Source organism: Pandoraea capi (genome assembly GCF_902459735.1).
Lineage (GTDB): Bacteria > Pseudomonadota > Gammaproteobacteria > Burkholderiales > Burkholderiaceae > Pandoraea > Pandoraea capi.
In genome coordinates, this window is record NZ_CABPRV010000012.1 from 125,229 (window position 1) to 142,068 (window position 16,840).

A 16,840-nucleotide genomic window follows, 5' to 3' on the forward strand; every position below is an offset into this window, starting at 1 on the left:
GTGAACATGATGCAGTTCGAGCACGATTCGGGGTTTGCACGTTTGCTGCTCCCCATGCTGCCGAAGCTGTGGACGTTCGCGCTGCGGCTGACCGGCGATCGTCATGACGCCGAAGATCTCGTGCAACGCGCCTGCGTGCGTGCACTGGAGCGCGCCGACGCCCAACTGCGGCCCGACAGCGCACCGCTGAACTGGCTCTATTCCATCGTCCATTCCCTCTGGCTCAACGAACTGCGTGCGCGCAACGTGCGCAATCGCGGCGGTGTGGCCTGGGACGACGCGCTGCTCGAAAACATTGCCGACTCCGTGTCGGGATTGCCGGACGAGCACGTGGGGCACCGTCAGATCGTGGACGCCGTCGAGCGCTTGCCCACGCCGCAGCGTGTGGCGTTGTTGCTCGTGGCCGTCGAAGGCTTCAGCTACCGCGAGGCCGCGCAGATTCTCGATGTCCCGGTCGCGACCGTCATGGGTCGCCTGTCCGCCGCCCGTCAGCGCCTCGGCGTGCAGTTCGATGTCGCGCCGCGCCGGCGCAGCGGCGTTGGCGTGGGTGAACCCCCCACGTAATGACGTAATGGTGATCACCGACCAGACCCTCCTGTCTTACGTGGATGGCAGCCTGAGCGACGATGTGAACGCGAAGGTCGAAGCTGCCATTGCCCGCTCGCCCGCCCTCGCGGCGCGTGTGGCGGCGTTGCGCGCGTCCGATCTGCCGTTTCGCGCCGCGTATGACGACTGTTTTTCCGAACCGGTACCGCCCGAACTCGTGTCGACGTTGCGCACGCTGGTGCGCGGACGCACGACGCTCGATGTTCCCTCCCATGTGGCCAGTGCCAACGACGCGCGCTTCGCGCGTGCGCGGCATCGCGTGCACGTGCGCAGCCGCAGTGCAGTCCCACGTCGCAGCTCGCTCGATCGCGACCGCAACGGCGGCGAGCGCAGCGGGGCGAGCGCGCGTCGGCGCCCGGGCGCTATCTGGTGGCAGATCGGTGGCTTCTCGGCCGGTGCGATGGCGTTTGCCGTACTCGTGGCCAGCGCCGGTGCGCGCTTCCTGACCGACGGCCCGGCACCGACCCCGTTGCCGCTCGCCCGGGCAATGGTGGCCGCCGGTAATCTGGACGTCGACAGTGTCGTGGCGTCGCCGCCGGAAGCCCCCAACGTGTGGCATGGCTCGTACGAGCCGTGGGTGCGGGCGTTCGTGTCTTATCAGACGCTGATTGCACGTGCGACGCTCGACCCGCTCGACGACGAGCCGGCCGAGGCGATTGCCACGGTGCGTGCGATCCGTCATCGCGACGACATCCCGCTGATCGTGCCCGATCTGCGTCGCGCGAACATGGAGTTCAAGCGCCTGCAACGGTTGCAGTTCGACGGCCGGGCCGTCGTGCAGATTGCCTATCTGCCGCGCGAGGGACCGCCGGTGGCGCTGTATGTCGTCAAGGACACGCGTCTGGATCACGGGCCTTCCGCACAGGTCATTCCCCCGATGGACACGGTGACGTGGCGTCGCGATGGGCAGATGTTCGCTTTGGTCGCTCCCTCCGGGTCGAGCGATCTCCTGCCGATCGCCCGGGCGCTCGCCAACGACGTCGTGCCGGTGCTCTACGACGGTGGCGCTACGCCGCCGGGTCTGCAAGCCGGTGGTGTCTTGCAGCCGTTCACCGATGTGATGGCAGACTCCCCCCTTTCTCCGACTTATGAATCTCGTTGATTTTTCTTCCCCCGCATTTTTCGACAATCCCTATCCCGTCTACGAACGTTTGCGCCAGGCTGGCGATCTGGTCCCGATCGGCCCCTCGCTGATGATGACGGGGCGCTACGATCTGATCGAAGCGCTGCTGCACGATCGCCGCATGGGCAAGGCCTACATGCCGAGCGTGATCGCCCGGTACGGCCCGCTCGCGACTGAGCAGCCGGTGTTTCGCGCGATCAGCCGCATGTTCCTGATGGCGAACCCGCCGGAGCATACGCGTTTGCGCACGCTGTTGATGCATTCGTTCAATGCGCGGCGTATCGAAGACCTGTCGAACGACATGCACGAGCAGGCTGCGCGTCTCATCGAGGCGATGCCCGCGACGGGGCCGGTCGATCTCATGTCGTCTTACTGCACGCCGCTGCCGTTGCGCATCATCTGCCGCATGCTCGACGTGCCCATCGAAGACGGTCAGGTCCTTGGCGAAAGCGCCGCGGCGCTGGTGCGCGCGTTCGATCTGGCGCCGCTTGACGAAGCCGGGCTGGCACAGGCCAACAAGGGCGCCGTCACGCTCGAATCGTATTTCGACCGGCTGTTGCGCGTGCGCCGCCGGGCGCCGGGCGACGACCTGCTCTCTGCGCTGATCGTGGCGACGAGCGGCGAGGGCGGTCTGTCCGACGAGGAGATCGTCGCGAACATGTTGCTGCTGTTCGTCGCGGGCCATGAAACCACGTCGAACATGCTCGGCAACGCGCTGATTCACCTCTACCGCGATCCGGCCCAATGGCAGGCGTTGCGCAGCGATCCGTCGCTCACGCAGGCGGCCGTGGTCGAGGCAATGCGCTTCGACAGTTCGGTGCAGATGGTGGCCCGCACGGCGCTCTCGCCAGTGCGCGTCGGGGATGTCGCCATCGAGACCGGCACGACGGTGTTCATGCTGCTGGGCGCGGCCAACCGGGATCCGGCCAGATTCGAGGACCCGGATCGCTTCGACATCCGTCGCGAGAATCACGGTCGACTGATCTCGTTCAGCGCCGGCATTCACCACTGTCTCGGCGCGCGGCTCGCGACGGCGACGCTGCAAATCGCGCTCGACAAGCTGCTCGGCAGCTTCCCGAAGCTCGAGATCACCGGGCTCGACGACTTGCGCTGGCATCGTCGTCACAGCCTGCGCGGCGTGGCGTCGCTGATGGCGAATTACTGAGCGGTCGACCGCGACGCCGCGTGGCGTCGCGTCGTCTCTGACCCGCCTGTAATGCAAATCGGCCCGTCACGACAAAGCGTGACGGGCCGATTCGTTTTGGCGGGAGCACGCTCAGGCGCTCACGCGGTCTGCCCGGAATGTCCGGGGCTCACTCTCTTACGGTATTACTGCCCGATATGCGAAGGTGCGTCGGTGTCGTACACGGCATAGAGCTTGGTGTAGCCCTTGGACTCGAACACGCCGGTCCAGCCCTTGGGGAGCGTGACGGCTTCACCGGGGCCCGCCTCGACGACCGTGCCGTCGCTCGACGTGAACTTCGCGCCGCCGGTAAGGAAGACAAGCAATTCGGTGTACGGATAGCCGGGGGCCGAACGAATCTCCTCGCGCACCGGACCGGACTTGAACACGCCGGTCTGGAATGCCTTGTCGGGCGAGGTGAAGGTGGTCACATCGACGGTGTCGTTGCCGTCTTCATTCTCGTGCACGGCATCGGCGCGCTCGAACACCGGCCCCGCCAACTCCTGCTTGTTGACCTTGATGGGGTGCAGCGGTTGCGCGACGGCGCCGCCCGCGTAAAGGGCGAGCGTCATCAACGCGGCGGCCGCCAGGGATCGATTGGATCGATAAGGGCGGCGGGTTCGATGGGAACTGCGTTGCAGCATTGTCGTCGTCTCTGTTGTCTCTATTGTCGTGCGTGCGCCCGAGCCTGCTCCCGGCGGCCGCGAGCGTGGGCCGTGCGGCCGGGCGAGAGCATATCAATCGCGCGGGGCTTCAGGCAAGGCTTGCACGCGCGGCGCGGCACGCGTGATCCGGCGCGGGCGCGCGCCAAGGCAGTAGCCCCCGCCGTACACTGCACGCAGCACGAGACCGTGTTCGCCGCGCAGACCGAGGCGATTGCGCAGGAGATAGACGTGCTGTTCGATGCTGCGCGCGGCCGCCGCTTCGTCGCTGCGCCAGATCAGCGACGCGATGCGGGCACGGCTCACGCGCATGTCCGGCGCCGAGAACAGCAGCCACGCGAGTGCAAACTCGCGCGCCGTGAGCTCGACTTCGATGCCGTTCACTGCAACGGTGTCGCGGCCCCGGTCGAGCTGGTAGGCGCCGACTTCCAGCAGGTCGTCGCTGCGGGCCGCGTTGGCTGAGGCGCGCCGGTGGAGCGTCGTAGCCAGGCGGATCTGCAACTCGGCCACGTCGACGGGGAACGGCAGCACGTCGTCGCACCCGGCGCGAAACGACAGGTCGAGCATCCACGACGGCGTGCCGAAACCGATGACCGGCGCACCGGCACTGCGCGTGCCCCGACGGCGGGCGAGTACGCCGTGCAAGTCCAGAGGGCCGAGCGCCGCATCGACGAGTACCGCCGAATACGGAATGCGCGAGGCAGCCACAAGATACTGGGCGGCGTCGTCGAATCGCTGACAGTCGCCGTCGGCGCTGAGGCGGTTGCGAATGGCGTCGTAGAGCCCGATGTCTGACGTTAGAACTGCAAACTTCACTTCATGCTCCTATTGCCGAACTCAAATTCGTTGTTTCATGCATCTGGCGCGCCCGAAAGAGATGTTGTCGGGTTTCGCGTTGTCATGCTTAAAACACTTCAGTCCGCCAAAAGAAACTTGAGGATTTTGCATCGACCTGTTGAAAGCCTATCGTAATTGATAGGGGTGCTAGTTGACGGATTCCGATAATCCTGCGCCCAGCTTTGGTGCGTGGGTCGTCGATGCCTCCCCGGGTGCGATATTTTCCGCGTCCGGGTCGGTCGTCAATCGATGGCCGGCCAGTTCCGCATGCAACCGGTCGCGGTCCAGTTCGCCTTCCCAGGCGGCAATGGCAAGGGTCGCCACGGTGTTGCCGATGACGTTGGTCAGCGCCACGACTTCGCTCATGAAGCGGTTGATGCCGAGGATCAGCACGAGACCTGCTACCGGCACACCGGGAACGACGGCGAGCGTGGCGGCGAGAGTAACGAACGCTGCCCCCGTGACGCCGCTCGCGCCCTTGGATGTGACCATCGCCACGGCAAGAATCGTCAGTTGCTGTGCCCACGTCAGTTCGATGTTCGTCGCCTGCGCGATGAACAGCACCCCCATCGTCATATAGATATTGGTGCCGTCGAGATTGAAGGAGTAGCCGGTCGGAATCACGAGTCCGACGACCGGACGGGCACAACCGAGCCGTTCGAGCTTGCGCAGCAGCAAGGGCAGCACCGGCTCGCCGGAACTGGTGCCCAGCACGATCAGCAACTCTTCCTTGAAGTAGGCGAGCAGCCGGAAGATGTTCACGCCAATGAGACGGGCGATACCGCCGAGCACCACGATCACGAACACGGCGGCTGTCAGGTAGAACGTGCCGATGAGCTTGAGCATCGGCAGCAGCGACCCGACACCGTACTTGCCGATGGTGAATGCAATGGCGCCGAATGCGCCGATGGGCGCGAGTCGCGTGATCATGTGCACGATGCCGAACAGGACATGCGAGACGCTGTCGACGAAGCGCGTGAACACCTGTCCCCGTTCGCCGCCGTGGGCGAGCGCGACCCCGAAGAGCATCGACACCAGCAGGATTTGCAGGATTTCGCCGCGAGCAAATGCCGACACGAGCGTATCCGGAATGATGTGCATGAGGAACCCGACGGCGGTTTGCTCATGCGCCACGTTCGCGTAGGCCGCGACGGCCTTGCTGTCGAGCGTGGCCGGATCGATGTCGAGTCCGGCCCCCGGGCGGAACAGATGTGTGGCCAGCAGTCCGAGCACCAGCGCGAACGTGGACACCACTTCGAAGTAGATGAGCGCCTTGCCGCCGACGCGGCCGATTTTCTTCAGGTCGCCGACACCGGCGATGCCGCTTACGACCGTACAGAAGATGACCGGCCCGATGATCATCTTGATGAGTTTGATGAAAGCGTCGCCCAGCGGCTTCATGTCGATGGCGAGGGCGGGCCAGAAGTGGCCGAGCAGGACGCCCGCCGTGATGGCGGCGAGCACCTGGACATACAACTGTCGATGCAAGGGTTTGGTCATGATGTCTCCTGAGGATTCGGGGTGGCCGCGCTGGTCATGGGACGACGCGGTCTCGGGTTGTCTTTTGGGGCAGGCGGATACGGGGCGGCGCAGCGTTATGCCGTGCCGATATCCGCCAGACGGCGGGCTGCCGCGATGACGAGGGCGTCGTTGCCCCGGGCGCCGACCACGGACAGGCCGACGGGTGCCTCGCCGCCGGGGCCGTCCGAGGTGGCGACGCGTAGCCAGGGCAGGCTCACTTCGGGCAGTCCCGCCAGTCCGGCGATACATAGGTGGCGCTGCGCTCGGCTGCGATGCGTTTCCAGTGCGTCTTGCGTGGCATGTCGGGCGGGGGCTGCGCCGGGCGACGTCGGGAAGATCAGCACGGCGTGGGGATCGTCCAGCACCCGCGCCAGATGCTGCATCGCGTGTACGCGCGTGCGTTGCGCGCGAGAGACGTCTTGACGCGAGACCGCAGCACCTGCGAGAAAGCGCCGCAGGACATCGGGGGCGAGCGAGTGGCCGTGCTCGCGGACCCAGTGCCCGTGCTGTTGCCAGATTTCAGCGCCTTGCAGCCATCGATGCGCCTTCGCCCAGTCGTCGAGCGGCAGTTCGCCTTCGGACAGTGTCGTGAGCGACATCGCCATACCTAGCCGGGCCAGCAAATCCGGTAGCGCGGCACGCACGGCCGGGTCGCAATCGGCAATCGCATCGAGCACGATGTGGCAATTGAGCGACGTGGATGCCGTGTCTCTCAGGGGCGGCACGACCTCTTCCGTCAGCACGGTGAAGACGCTGGCGAGTGTGTCGGCATCTCGCGTGAACCAGCCGGCGGTATCGAAGCTATGCGCGAGCGAGAAGCCGCCGCGTCCCGCAATGCGACCTTGCGTCGGGCGGATGCCCCACACGCCGCAATGACTGGCGGGAAGGCGACAGGAGCCGCCGCAGTCGGTACCCAGACCGATGTCGGCAAAGCCTGCTGCGACGGCGGCGGCCGAGCCGGACGACGAGCCGCCGACGATGCGTCCCGGGCTCGCGGCATTGTCCGGGGTGCCGTAATGCGTGTTGATGCCGAGCAGGCTGAAGGCCAGCTCATCGGTCACTGTCTTGCCGATCCATTGCGCGCCGGCTTCCAGCAAGCGGGCGACGATCAGTGCCGTCGAGGTGGCGGGCGTCTGCTGCCCGAGCCAGAGTGGGTTGCCTGCACCGAGGCGTTGGCCTTCGACGTCGAAAACATCCTTGACGGCCAGACGCAGGCCGCGAAGTTCGTCGCTCGACGCCACCACGTGAGGCGCGATACCGAACCCTTCCGCCACGAACGCATTGGCGTGGCCGGGTTGGAGCAGCGTTGACTGGCGGGTGAGAGAGGCGGTCGGCATACGGGGAGTTCCTGCAAGGGCGTTGGGTGTGAGTGGTGCGACGCGGTGTGAGGGCCCGAATATCGACGATCTCTACGATCTCGAAGATGTCGGAATTGGCGCATGAGCCCGGTGAGGGCCGCGTGCCCGAATGCGTTGAAGTATCGGAAAATAGGGGGCGACACAGAAGCGAGCATTGGCGAACGGAGCGTTCGGCACACACGAACGGTGGGTTTTGCCTCGACGTGCCGATGTCCTCATGCCCTGACGTCACGACTTCCTCAAACCCTTCCGATTCAGCGATCTGCGAGACCAGCGATGCACTACGACCTGCAAGACCTGCGTGTTTTTCTGGCGGTAGCCGAGGAGGGCAATGTGTCGCGCGGCGCCCGGCGCTGCCACCTCGCTCCGTCGTCGGTCAGCTTGCGCATTCGCGGGCTGGAGGAGGCGCTCGGCGTGACCTTGCTGGAGCGGCAGGCGCGCGGCGTCACGCTCACGCGGGCGGGCGTGGTCATGCTCGAACATGTGCGCCGCTGTATCGCCCAGCTAGGGCAGATGCATGCGGATCTCCTGCCGTTCGCACAGGGCGCAGCGCAGCACATCACGCTCTTCGCGAACAACAACGCCATTCACTCGCACCTGCCCGACGATCTCGCACGCTTTCTGAGCACGCACCCGCGTGTGCGTATCGCGATGGAAGAGCGACTGGGGACGGAGATTGGCGGTGCGGTCGCCGCCGGGCAGGCCGATCTGGGGATTGTGGCGCTGGGGCCCGATCATCCCGATCTGACGTATCTGCCGTACCGGGAGGACCGTTTTGTCGTTATCGCGTCAGCGCAAAAGCCCATGGCGCGCAAGGCACGTGTGCGTCTGGCCGATTGCCTCAAGGAACCCTTCATCGCGCTGCCGAACGGTACGGCGTTGCATACGTACCTGATGAACCAGGCGGACGCGCTGGGTGCCCGGCTCGACGTCTGCGTACAAGTCTCGGACTATCCGGCCATCGTGCGGCTGGTCGCCGCTGGGGTGGGCGTGAGTATCGTGCCGGTTTCGGTGATCGCGCCGTCGGATCGCGAGACGCTGGCCGTCATCGAATTCAACGAGCCGTGGGCCGAGCGACATCACCGCATTTGCGTCAGACCGGAAACGCTCGCCCGGCACCCCGTCGTGCGTGCCTTCATCGAAACGCTGACCGGGGCGCCGCTGCCGGACTGAGTCAGTGCCGCGTCAGTCGTCGAGCAACGCGATCATGCGCTGCTTCGTGTAGTCGACGAACGCCTGCGCGAGTCGCGACGGCGGGTGCTGTGTCGAGGTGACCAGCGAAAAGCCCGACATGACCATAGGCTCGAAGGGCTTGACGATGACGCGTCCGGCTGCGTAGCGCGCGGTGACCTGATCGATGATCGCCACGCCCGCTCCGTGCTGCACCAGCACGCAGATGGCGGCCGACAACTGCGACTCCGCGCTCATCACCCGGTCGATCTGCCGCTCCGCGAAGAGCCGGTCGATGTACATCCGGTTATCGAATTCCTTCGGGTAGGAGATGAACGACTCGCCGCTCAGATCCTCCGGGCGGATCACGTCGCGGTCCGCAAGCCGATGACCGAGCGGCAGGATGCACCGCATCGGGGCGCGATGCAGCGTTTCTACATCCACGCCCGCATGCGTGAGGGGGTGCGCGATGAAACCGACGTCGCAGCGTCGGCCCACCACCATATCGACCACGATGCTCGACGCATGAATCAGCAGCGTCGTGCTGATGCCCGGATGCTCCCGCATGAAGCCGGTCAGCGTCGTCGGCAGGAACTCCAGCGCGAGCGCGGGCGCCCCGGCGATATGCAGCGAGCCGCGCCGTAACGACTTGATCTGCTCTGCCGTCTGCGCAATGCGGTCGATGCCCGCAAACGAGCGCTCCACCTCCTCGAACAACACCATCGCCTCGGGCGTCGGATTGAGCCGACCGTTGCTTCTGTCGAATAAGGAAAACCCTACGTCGGCTTCCAGATCGTTGATCAGGCGCGTGACCGCCGGCTGCGAAATATGAAGCATGTCCGCCGCGCGGGTGACCGTCTGGCGCAGGATCAGCGCACGAAATGCCTCCAACTGCCGGATCTTCATCGAAGCCTCGTCTCCCTGCGCCATAACATTTACGTATGGCGGAGCAAAAAAATGTGATTTGACCCTGCGTGTGTCGAAAATGACCCTACGAAAACCACGCAATAGTTTGATTTTTTTTCGTAATGCCGGGCCATAACATCACATAACACTGCATCACGCAAGGAGCTTCCCGATGAAGACTGTTGTTCCCCAAACGTTTCGCAAGCTCGGTCGCACCGCTGTCGTTTGCGCTGCTGCCGGTCTCGTTTTTGGCGCTACCGCTGCGCACGCCGACACCACGCTGTACGTCGGCGCCTATGGCGGGTCGTTCGAGCAGATGCTCAAGAAGGACGTTATTCCCGGCTTCGAACGGGCCAACCCGGGCACCAAGGTGGTGATCGTGCCGGGCGATTCGACGACGACGCTCGCGAAGCTCCAGGCGCAAAAGGGCAAGGCCGGTATGGACGTGGTCTTCCTCGATGACGGTCCGATGTATCAGGCCATTCAGATGGGCTTCTGCGGCAAGCTCGCCGACGCGCCGGTCTATCAGGATCTGTACGACATTGCGAAGTTCAAGAACGGTAACGCCGTGGCGGCCGGGCTGATCGCCACGGGTATCGCCTACAACACGCGTCTGTTCCAGGCCAAGGGCTGGCCGGCGCCGACGTCGTGGAAGGAACTGTCGGACCCGAAGTACAAGGGCAAGCTCGTGATGCCGAGCATCAAGAACACCTACGGTCTGCATGCCTTGCTCGTCGAGTCGAAGCTCAACGGCGGCAGCGACGCGAACATCGATCCGGGCTTCAAGGAGATGGAGAAGATCGCGCCGAACGTGCTGTCGTTCGATCCGTCGCCGGGCAAGATCGCCGAGCTGTTCCAGGCCGATGAAGTTGCGATCGCCGTGTGGGGCAATGGCCGCGTGCAGGCGCTGCGTCAGCAGGGCATTCCGGTCGAATTCGTCTATCCGAAGGAAGGCGCAGTCGCGCTCGGCATGGGTATGTGTGTGGTCGACAAGTCGGCCAACGACGCACTCGCGCAGAAGTTCATCCAGATGATCCTCTCGCCGCAGACGCAGGCCGTGCTGGCGGAAAGCCAGGGCGTCGCGCCGTCGAACAAGAAGACGCAACTGTCGATGGCCGTGGCCGCACGTGTGCCGTCGCCGGCGCAGATCGACAAGCTCGTGCGCGTCGACTGGGACGTGGTGAACGCCAAGCGTGCCGACTGGACGCAGCGCTGGAATCGTCAGATCGAGCGTTGAGTCGTTGGTTGAGCCTTCATTTGAGCGTCCGTTGGAGAACACAAGCGTCATGAGCACCCGCACCCCCACAAGTACAACTGCGACGACGCCTTATCTGCGCGTCGAACAACTCGGCAAATGCTTCGGCGACACCGTCGCCGTCGAGGGCGTCGATCTTTCGATCGCGCAGGGCGAGTTCATCTCCTTGTTGGGGCCGTCCGGCTGCGGCAAGACGACCACGTTGCAGATGATCGCCGGCTTCGTGACGCCGACGTCCGGCCGGATTCTGCTCGAAGGCCGCGATCTGACGCCGGTGCCGCCGGAAAAGCGCGGGCTCGGGATCGTCTTCCAGAGCTACGCGCTGTTTCCGCACATGACCGTGGCGCAGAACGTAGCGTTCGGTCTGGACATGCGGCGCGTTGATCCCGGCGAGAAGCAACGCCGGGTGAAGGACGCGCTGGAGCTGGTGCACCTCGGTCAGCACGCACAACGCTATCCGCGCGAACTCTCGGGCGGGCAGCGTCAGCGTGTGGCACTGGCGCGCGCGATGGTCATCGCGCCGCCGGTGCTGTTGCTCGACGAGCCGCTCTCGAACCTCGACGCCAAGCTGCGCGAGCAGATGCAGGACGAGTTGCGCGCGATTCAGCGCAAGGTCGGTACGACCACCATCATGGTCACGCACGATCAGGCCGAAGCGCTCGCCATCAGCGACCGCGTGGTGTTGCTCAACGCCGGGCGTGTGGTGCGCATCGATACGCCGCACGACGTGTATGAAGACCCGCGCGCCACGTTTGCGGCGAGCTTCATCGGGCAGACCAATCTCATCACCGGTCAGCTCGACGTGCGCGGCGGTGTGGCGTTGCTCGAAGTGCAGGGGCTGCGGCTGGTGCTGTCGCCTGCGCAGGCGGGACTCGCGTCGGCGGAGGCCGCCAATGCTGCCAATGCTGCGGTCACGTTCTGTCTGCGTCCTGAACGGATCCGGCTGACGTCGGCCGCTGCCGGGCGCGTGCCGGGGCGCGTTGCACAGCGCAGCTTCCACGGCAACCACTGGCTGCTCACCGTGTCGACCGCGCTGGGCGATCTGCGCGTGCTCGTATCGAACGACGGCGTGGTCGCCGCCAATGACGGCGATGCCGTCGGGCTCGACTGGGCCGACGACGCCCTGCGTCTGGTACAGGAGAGCGCATGAACGCCGCGACGTCCACGCCACCGGGCGCGAGTGCCGTGCAAGCGGCGAAGCCGTCGACGGCGGTCTCCCCGGAGGTCGCCAGCCAGCGGCGTGCCGCCTGGACGCTGGTCATGCCGGCCACGCTGTACTTCCTCGTCTTGCTCGCCGTCCCGCTCGTCCTGACCTTCGTGCTGAGTCTGCATGGCTTCGATCCGAATTCGGGGGGCATTCTGCCGACGGTGTCGTTGCAGCATTACCTCGACATCGTCACGGACAGCTACTTCTACGAGATCTTCCTGCGCACGTTGCTGTTGTCGGTCGGCGTCACGCTGCTGTGCGTGCTCGTCGGCGTGCCCGAGGCGTATTTCCTGTTCCGCATGCGTGACCCGTGGCGCTCGCTGTGCCTGGTGCTCGTGCTCGGTCCGCTGCTGATTTCGGTCGTCGTTCGCACGCTCGGCTGGTCGATTCTGCTCGGCCGTGAAGGGCTCATCAATACGGTGCTCACGAAGCTCGGTCTCGTCGACCATCCGTTGCAGATGCTGTTCACGATGGGCGCGGTCACGGTGGCGCTGGTGCATGTGCTGGTGCCGCTGATGGTGCTCTCGGTGTGGACGTCGCTCACGCGGCTAGACCCGGCCGTGGCCCATGCCGCACGCTCACTCGGTGCGGGGCGCGCGACGGTGATGTGGCGGGTGGTGTTGCCGCAGATCACGCCGGGCATTCTCTCCGGCAGCCTGATCGTGTTCGCCCTGACGGCCAGCGCGTTTGCCACGCCGGCACTGATCGGTGGCCGTCGTCTGAAGGTCGTGGCGACCACGGCGTACGACGAATTCCTCGGCACGCTGAACTGGCCGCTGGGCGCGGCGATCGCCATCGTGCTGCTGATCGTCAACGTGCTCATCATCAGCGGTTACAACCGCGCACTCGAGAAGCGCTTTACGCGCCGTCTCGGCTGACGGGAGGCCCTCACATGTCTTCGCAAGATTCTCAGTACGACCGCAACGGCCTCGGTGCGCTCGTGTTCCATGGGGTATTTCTCGTCTTCATCCTGGCGCCGCTGGTCGTCGTGTGTCTGGTGGCCTTCACGCCGGACAACTTCCTCTCGATTCCGACGCAGCACTTCTCGTTGCGCTGGTTCAAGTCGCTCATGGGCGACGAGGATTTCCAGTCGGCATTGCGCACCAGCCTCTGGCTGGGCGTGATGTCCGCCACGGTGTCGACGGTGCTGGCCGTGCCCACCGCGATGGGGCTCGCGCGCTATCGCTTTCCGGGGCGCGACGCGATCAACTCGTTCCTGCTCTCGCCGCTGATGATTCCGCCGGTGGTGCTGGGTATCGCCTTCCTGCGGCTGTTCACGCTGCTGGACATGGGCGGCTCGTTCGAAAGTCTGGTCGCCTGTCACGCGTTGCTCATCTTCCCGTATGCCCTGCGTCTGATCATGGCGGCGCTCGTCGGTCAGGCGGATGAAGGCGAACGTGCGGCGCGCTCGCTCGGCGCGGGGCGCTGGACGACCTTCCGCCGGATCACGCTGCCGGCGATCCTGCCGGGTGTGGCGGGCGGCTGGGTGCTGGCGTTCATCAACAGTTTCGACGAACTCACGGCGACGATCTTCGTGACTTCGCCCGAGACGATCACGCTGCCGGTGCGCATCTACATGAACATGAGCGAGACGGTGGACCCGAGCGTGGCAGCGATTTCGACGCTGCTCATCGGCCTGACGCTCGCCGTGATGCTGGTGCTCGATCGCATCTACGGATTGAACAAAGTTCTGGTTGGAAATCACTAAAACATGCAAAAGACATACGATATCGCCGTCATCGGCGGTGGCCTCGTCGGCATGGCGATTGCCTACGGGCTCGCCAAGCGCGGACAACGCGTCGTCGTTTGCGATGGCGAAGACAACTCGCTGCGTGCCGCTCGCGGCAACTTCGGGTTGGTCTGGGTGCAAGGCAAGGGAGGCACCTGCACCAACTATGCACGCTGGTCGCTGCACTCGGCGAACACCTGGCAGGGCATGGCCGACGAGCTGTTTGCGCGTACCGGTGTGGACGTCGGCTTTCAACGGCCGGGCGGCTTCAACATCGCGCAGACCGCCGAGGAGCTTGCCGTGAAGGTCGAGAGCATGCGCAAGCTCAAGGAAGCCGAGCCCGCGCTCGTCTACGAAGTGCTCGATCACGATGCACTGGCCGAACGTCTACCGGCTATCGGTCCCGACGTGCACGGCGCGATCTATTCCCCGAACGACGGCCACGTGAGCCCGCTGTACACGCTGCGTGCGCTGTTCGCCGCGTTCGAGCAGGCGGGTGGCGAGTATGCGCCCAACGGCCGTGTGACCGACATCCGTCATCTGGGCAACGCCTTTCGCGTCAGCATGGGCGACGTGTCGTTCGAAGCCGGCCGCGTGGTGCTTGCCGCCGGACTGGGCAATCGCGATCTCGCACCGATGGTCGGGCTCAATGCCCCCGTCAAGCCGCTGCGCGGGCAGATTCTCGTGACCGAGCGTGTCAAACCGTTCCTCGACTATCCGACCATCTATGTGCGTCAGACCGTTGAAGGCTCCGTCATGCTCGGCGACTCGGCCGAAGACGTGGGCTTTAACGATGGCGTCACGCCGGACGTGCTCGCCGACATCGCGCGGCGGGGCATTGCACCGTTCCCCATTCTCAAGAATGTGCGCGTGGTGCGCGCGTGGGGCGCGTTGCGCGTGATGACCGCCGACGGTCTGCCGATCTACGAGGAATCGGAAGCCTGTCCGGGCGCCTTCCTCGCGACCTGCCACAGCGGCGTGACGCTTGCCGCTGCGCATTGTGAAACCATCGCGCCGTGGATTCTCGGCGCCGAACGCCCCGCGCTTCTGGATCATTTCTATGCCAAACGTTTCGCTGCTTAAGTCGCTGGCGCGCAAGGATGGCGCGACGGTGCGGATGTTTATCGAAGGGACGCCGGTCGATGTGCCGACGGACATGAACGTGGCGGCCGCCTTGCTCTTCGCGGGTGTGACGGCCTGCCGCACGACGCCCGTGACCGGCAGCGACCGCGCGCCGTTTTGCATGATGGGCGTGTGTTTCGACTGTCTCGTGGAGATCGACGGGGTACCGAACCGGCAGGGGTGCATGACGCCCGTGCGCGAGGGAATGCAGGTACGTCGCATGGATGGCGCAAGGAGTCTGGCATGAGCACGAAGCACGTGGATTTGTTGGTCGTCGGCGCCGGACCTGCGGGACTGGCGGCGGCGCTCGAAGCGAAGCGTCATGGACTGGAGCCGCTGGTCGTCGATGAAAACGCGCTGCCCGGCGGTCAGATTTACCGCAGCGTGAACCGCTCGCCGCTCGCCGATCCGGGCGTGCTCGGGCCGGATTATCTGCGCGGACGCGCGCTCGTCGACGCGTTCACCGAAGCGAACATCGCCTACTGGCCGCAAACGCTCGCCTGGCAGATCGGCGCGGACAAGCGCGTCTCGGTCACCCGCCAGAGTGCGGGCGGCGGCACGCTGCAAATCGAAGCGGGCGCGATCGTGCTCGCGAGCGGCGCACAGGAGCGCCCGTTCCCGATTCCGGGATGGACGTTGCCCGGCGTGATGGGTGTCGGGGCGGCGCAGACGTTGCTCAAGGCCTCGGCGCTGGTGCCGGATACCCCGGCCGTGCTGGCGGGCTGCGGCCCGTTGCTCTACCTGTTCGCGTGGCAGCTCATCAATGCCGGCGTGCCGGTGCGGGCGATTCTCGACACGGCCGAGGCGAGCGCGCGCCGCGAAGCGCTGCGTCACGCAGGCGGCGCTTTGCGCGCGCCGTCCTATCTGTTCAAGGGCTTCAAGTTGCTGAGCGCGATTCGCGCGGCAGGCGTACAGCATGTCAAGCACGTGTCGTCGTTGCGCGTGCTCGGCAAAGCGCAGGCAGAAGCCATCGAATATGTCGTGGACGGCAAGACGCAACGCATCGATACGGCCCTGGTGTTGCTGCATCAGGGCGTGATTCCGAATACGCAGGTCACGCGCTCGATCGGTTGCGATCACGTATGGGATGAGGCACAGCTGTGCTGGCGTCCGAAGACCGATAGCTGGGGCGAGACCAGTGTGCCGGGCATCTTCGTCGCAGGCGACGGCGCGGGCATCGGCGGGGCATTGGCGGCGGAGCCGTCCGGGCGTCTCGCCGCCGCTCAGGCCGCCATGAAGCTGGGCAGGCTCGATGCCGCCAAGCGCGACTCGCGGGCGTTGTCGCTGCGTCGCGAACTGGCCTCGCACACGTCGATCCGTCCGTTCCTCGACGCGCTGTATCGACCGGCCGACGGCTTTCGCGCGCCGGCTGACGACAGCACCATCGTGTGCCGTTGCGAAGAGGTCACCGCAGGCGACGTGCGCCGCATGGCAGGTCTGGGGTGCGTCGGACCGAACCAGACGAAGACCTTCTCGCGCTGCGGCATGGGCCCGTGTCAGGGCCGGTTCTGCGGCATGACCGTGGCCGAACTGCTGGCGCAGGCGCAGGGCTGCCCGGTGCCGGAAGTCGGCTACTACCGCATCCGTCCGCCGATCAAGCCGGTCACGCTGGGTGAGCTGGCGTCGGCGATCGAAGCCCCCGAATTCCTGAGTGAACGCGCAGGTTTCCCCAAGTAGGTGAGACGGTAAACGCCTTTCATCTACTCTTTTTATTCCTTTTGGAGACGTGGTAATGAGCGATATTCAACGTCATCACACGAATGCACGGATGAGCCGTGTGGTGGTGCATAACGGAACGGTCTACATCGGTGGCCAGACCGCCGACGACCGTAGTCAGGACATCACGGGTCAGACACAGCAGGTGCTCGCGAAGATCGACGGCTATCTGAAGGACGCCGGTATCGACAAGTCGCGACTGTTGTCCGCACAAGTGTGGCTCAAGAATATCGAGTCGGACTTTGCCGGGATGAACGCCGTGTGGGACGCCTGGACGAGCCCGGGCAACACCCCGACGCGCGCGACGGTCGAGTCGAAGCTGGCCGCGCCGGACCTGCTCGTCGAAATCGCCGTGATCGCTGCGGCGAAATAACAGGTACGGCATCGGCAGTACGAAAGACCCTGGGCCCGCAGATCATCTGCGGGCCTTTTTCATCGGGCGCAG

General features: G+C 65.2%; 16 protein-coding genes and 1 pseudogene. 12 read left to right on the plus strand and 5 right to left on the minus strand.

Annotated elements, in window-relative coordinates; genetic code table 11:
• Positions 1–6 precede the first annotated feature (6 nt).
• From PCA20602_RS21625 to PCA20602_RS21635, 3 genes are read left to right on the plus strand one after another with little or no spacing between them, the layout of a single operon-like run.
• Entirely contained in the window at positions 7–564 is a 558-nt protein-coding gene (locus tag PCA20602_RS21625) for an RNA polymerase sigma factor (protein ID WP_246182279.1), read from the plus strand.
• Positions 565–571: 7 nt separating this feature from the next.
• The gene (locus PCA20602_RS21630) at positions 572–1,708 is read left to right on the plus strand and encodes a hypothetical protein (RefSeq protein WP_150722949.1); all 1,137 of its coding nucleotides are present in this window, start codon (positions 572–574) and stop codon (positions 1,706–1,708) included.
• Positions 1,695–2,894, plus strand: coding sequence for a cytochrome P450 (locus PCA20602_RS21635; protein ID WP_150722950.1), 1,200 nt, complete (start codon positions 1,695–1,697; stop codon positions 2,892–2,894). The genes PCA20602_RS21630 and PCA20602_RS21635 overlap by 14 nt, the downstream gene beginning before the upstream one ends.
• 164 nt (positions 2,895–3,058) lie before the next feature.
• Here the strand turns inward: PCA20602_RS21635 and PCA20602_RS21640 are convergent, their stop codons facing one another.
• The 4 genes and pseudogenes from PCA20602_RS21640 to PCA20602_RS21655 form a co-directional block, all read right to left on the minus strand.
• On the minus strand, positions 3,059–3,484 hold the full coding sequence (locus PCA20602_RS21640) for a cupin domain-containing protein (RefSeq protein ID WP_150722951.1): 426 nt from the start codon (positions 3,482–3,484) through the stop codon (positions 3,059–3,061).
• 165 nt (positions 3,485–3,649) lie between these two features.
• Positions 3,650–4,390, minus strand: coding sequence for a response regulator transcription factor (locus PCA20602_RS21645; RefSeq protein ID WP_150722952.1), 741 nt, complete (start codon positions 4,388–4,390; stop codon positions 3,650–3,652).
• Positions 4,391–4,633: 243 nt separating this feature from the next.
• Positions 4,634–5,911 (minus strand): annotated as a pseudogene (locus tag PCA20602_RS21650) (dicarboxylate/amino acid:cation symporter); the annotation flags it as partial.
• Between the two features lie 95 nt (positions 5,912–6,006).
• A complete protein-coding gene (locus PCA20602_RS21655) occupies positions 6,007–7,269 on the minus strand; it encodes an amidase (RefSeq protein ID WP_150722954.1) in 1,263 nt (420 codons plus the stop codon).
• A gap of 297 nt (positions 7,270–7,566) precedes the next feature.
• Between PCA20602_RS21655 and PCA20602_RS21660 the strand changes: the two genes are divergently transcribed.
• Positions 7,567–8,463, plus strand: coding sequence for a LysR family transcriptional regulator (locus PCA20602_RS21660; protein ID WP_174981414.1), 897 nt, complete (start codon positions 7,567–7,569; stop codon positions 8,461–8,463).
• Between the two features lie 12 nt (positions 8,464–8,475).
• On the opposite strand, the gene PCA20602_RS21665 is transcribed toward PCA20602_RS21660, so the two are convergent.
• Complete coding sequence (locus tag PCA20602_RS21665) at positions 8,476–9,366, minus strand: LysR substrate-binding domain-containing protein (protein WP_246182280.1); 891 nt, start codon at positions 9,364–9,366, stop codon at positions 8,476–8,478.
• Between the two features lie 172 nt (positions 9,367–9,538).
• Here PCA20602_RS21665 and PCA20602_RS21670 point away from each other — a divergent pair, with 172 nt between their 5' ends.
• From PCA20602_RS21670 to PCA20602_RS21705, 8 genes are read left to right on the plus strand one after another with little or no spacing between them, the layout of a single operon-like run.
• A complete protein-coding gene (locus PCA20602_RS21670) occupies positions 9,539–10,603 on the plus strand; it encodes an ABC transporter substrate-binding protein (RefSeq protein WP_150722957.1) in 1,065 nt (354 codons plus the stop codon).
• A gap of 49 nt (positions 10,604–10,652) precedes the next feature.
• Positions 10,653–11,771, plus strand: a complete 1,119-nt coding sequence (locus PCA20602_RS21675) for an ABC transporter ATP-binding protein (RefSeq protein ID WP_150722958.1) — start codon at positions 10,653–10,655, stop codon at positions 11,769–11,771.
• A complete protein-coding gene (locus PCA20602_RS21680) occupies positions 11,768–12,706 on the plus strand; it encodes an ABC transporter permease (protein ID WP_425495697.1) in 939 nt (312 codons plus the stop codon). Before PCA20602_RS21675 ends, PCA20602_RS21680 begins: the two co-directional genes overlap by 4 nt.
• 14 nt (positions 12,707–12,720) lie before the next feature.
• The gene (locus PCA20602_RS21685) at positions 12,721–13,536 is read left to right on the plus strand and encodes an ABC transporter permease (protein WP_150722959.1); all 816 of its coding nucleotides are present in this window, start codon (positions 12,721–12,723) and stop codon (positions 13,534–13,536) included.
• A 3-nt stretch (positions 13,537–13,539) separates the two neighbouring features.
• Positions 13,540–14,640 (plus strand): NAD(P)/FAD-dependent oxidoreductase, encoded by a 1,101-nt coding sequence (locus PCA20602_RS21690; protein ID WP_069341288.1) that lies wholly within the window; start codon positions 13,540–13,542, stop codon positions 14,638–14,640.
• Positions 14,618–14,926, plus strand: a complete 309-nt coding sequence (locus tag PCA20602_RS21695; RefSeq protein ID WP_069341287.1) for a (2Fe-2S)-binding protein — start codon at positions 14,618–14,620, stop codon at positions 14,924–14,926. The genes PCA20602_RS21690 and PCA20602_RS21695 overlap by 23 nt, the downstream gene beginning before the upstream one ends.
• Positions 14,923–16,356, plus strand: coding sequence for an FAD/NAD(P)-dependent oxidoreductase (locus PCA20602_RS21700; protein WP_150722960.1), 1,434 nt, complete (start codon positions 14,923–14,925; stop codon positions 16,354–16,356). Before PCA20602_RS21695 ends, PCA20602_RS21700 begins: the two co-directional genes overlap by 4 nt.
• A 55-nt stretch (positions 16,357–16,411) precedes the next feature.
• The gene (locus PCA20602_RS21705; RefSeq protein ID WP_069341285.1) at positions 16,412–16,768 is read left to right on the plus strand and encodes a RidA family protein; all 357 of its coding nucleotides are present in this window, start codon (positions 16,412–16,414) and stop codon (positions 16,766–16,768) included.
• Positions 16,769–16,840: the final 72 nt, after the last annotated feature.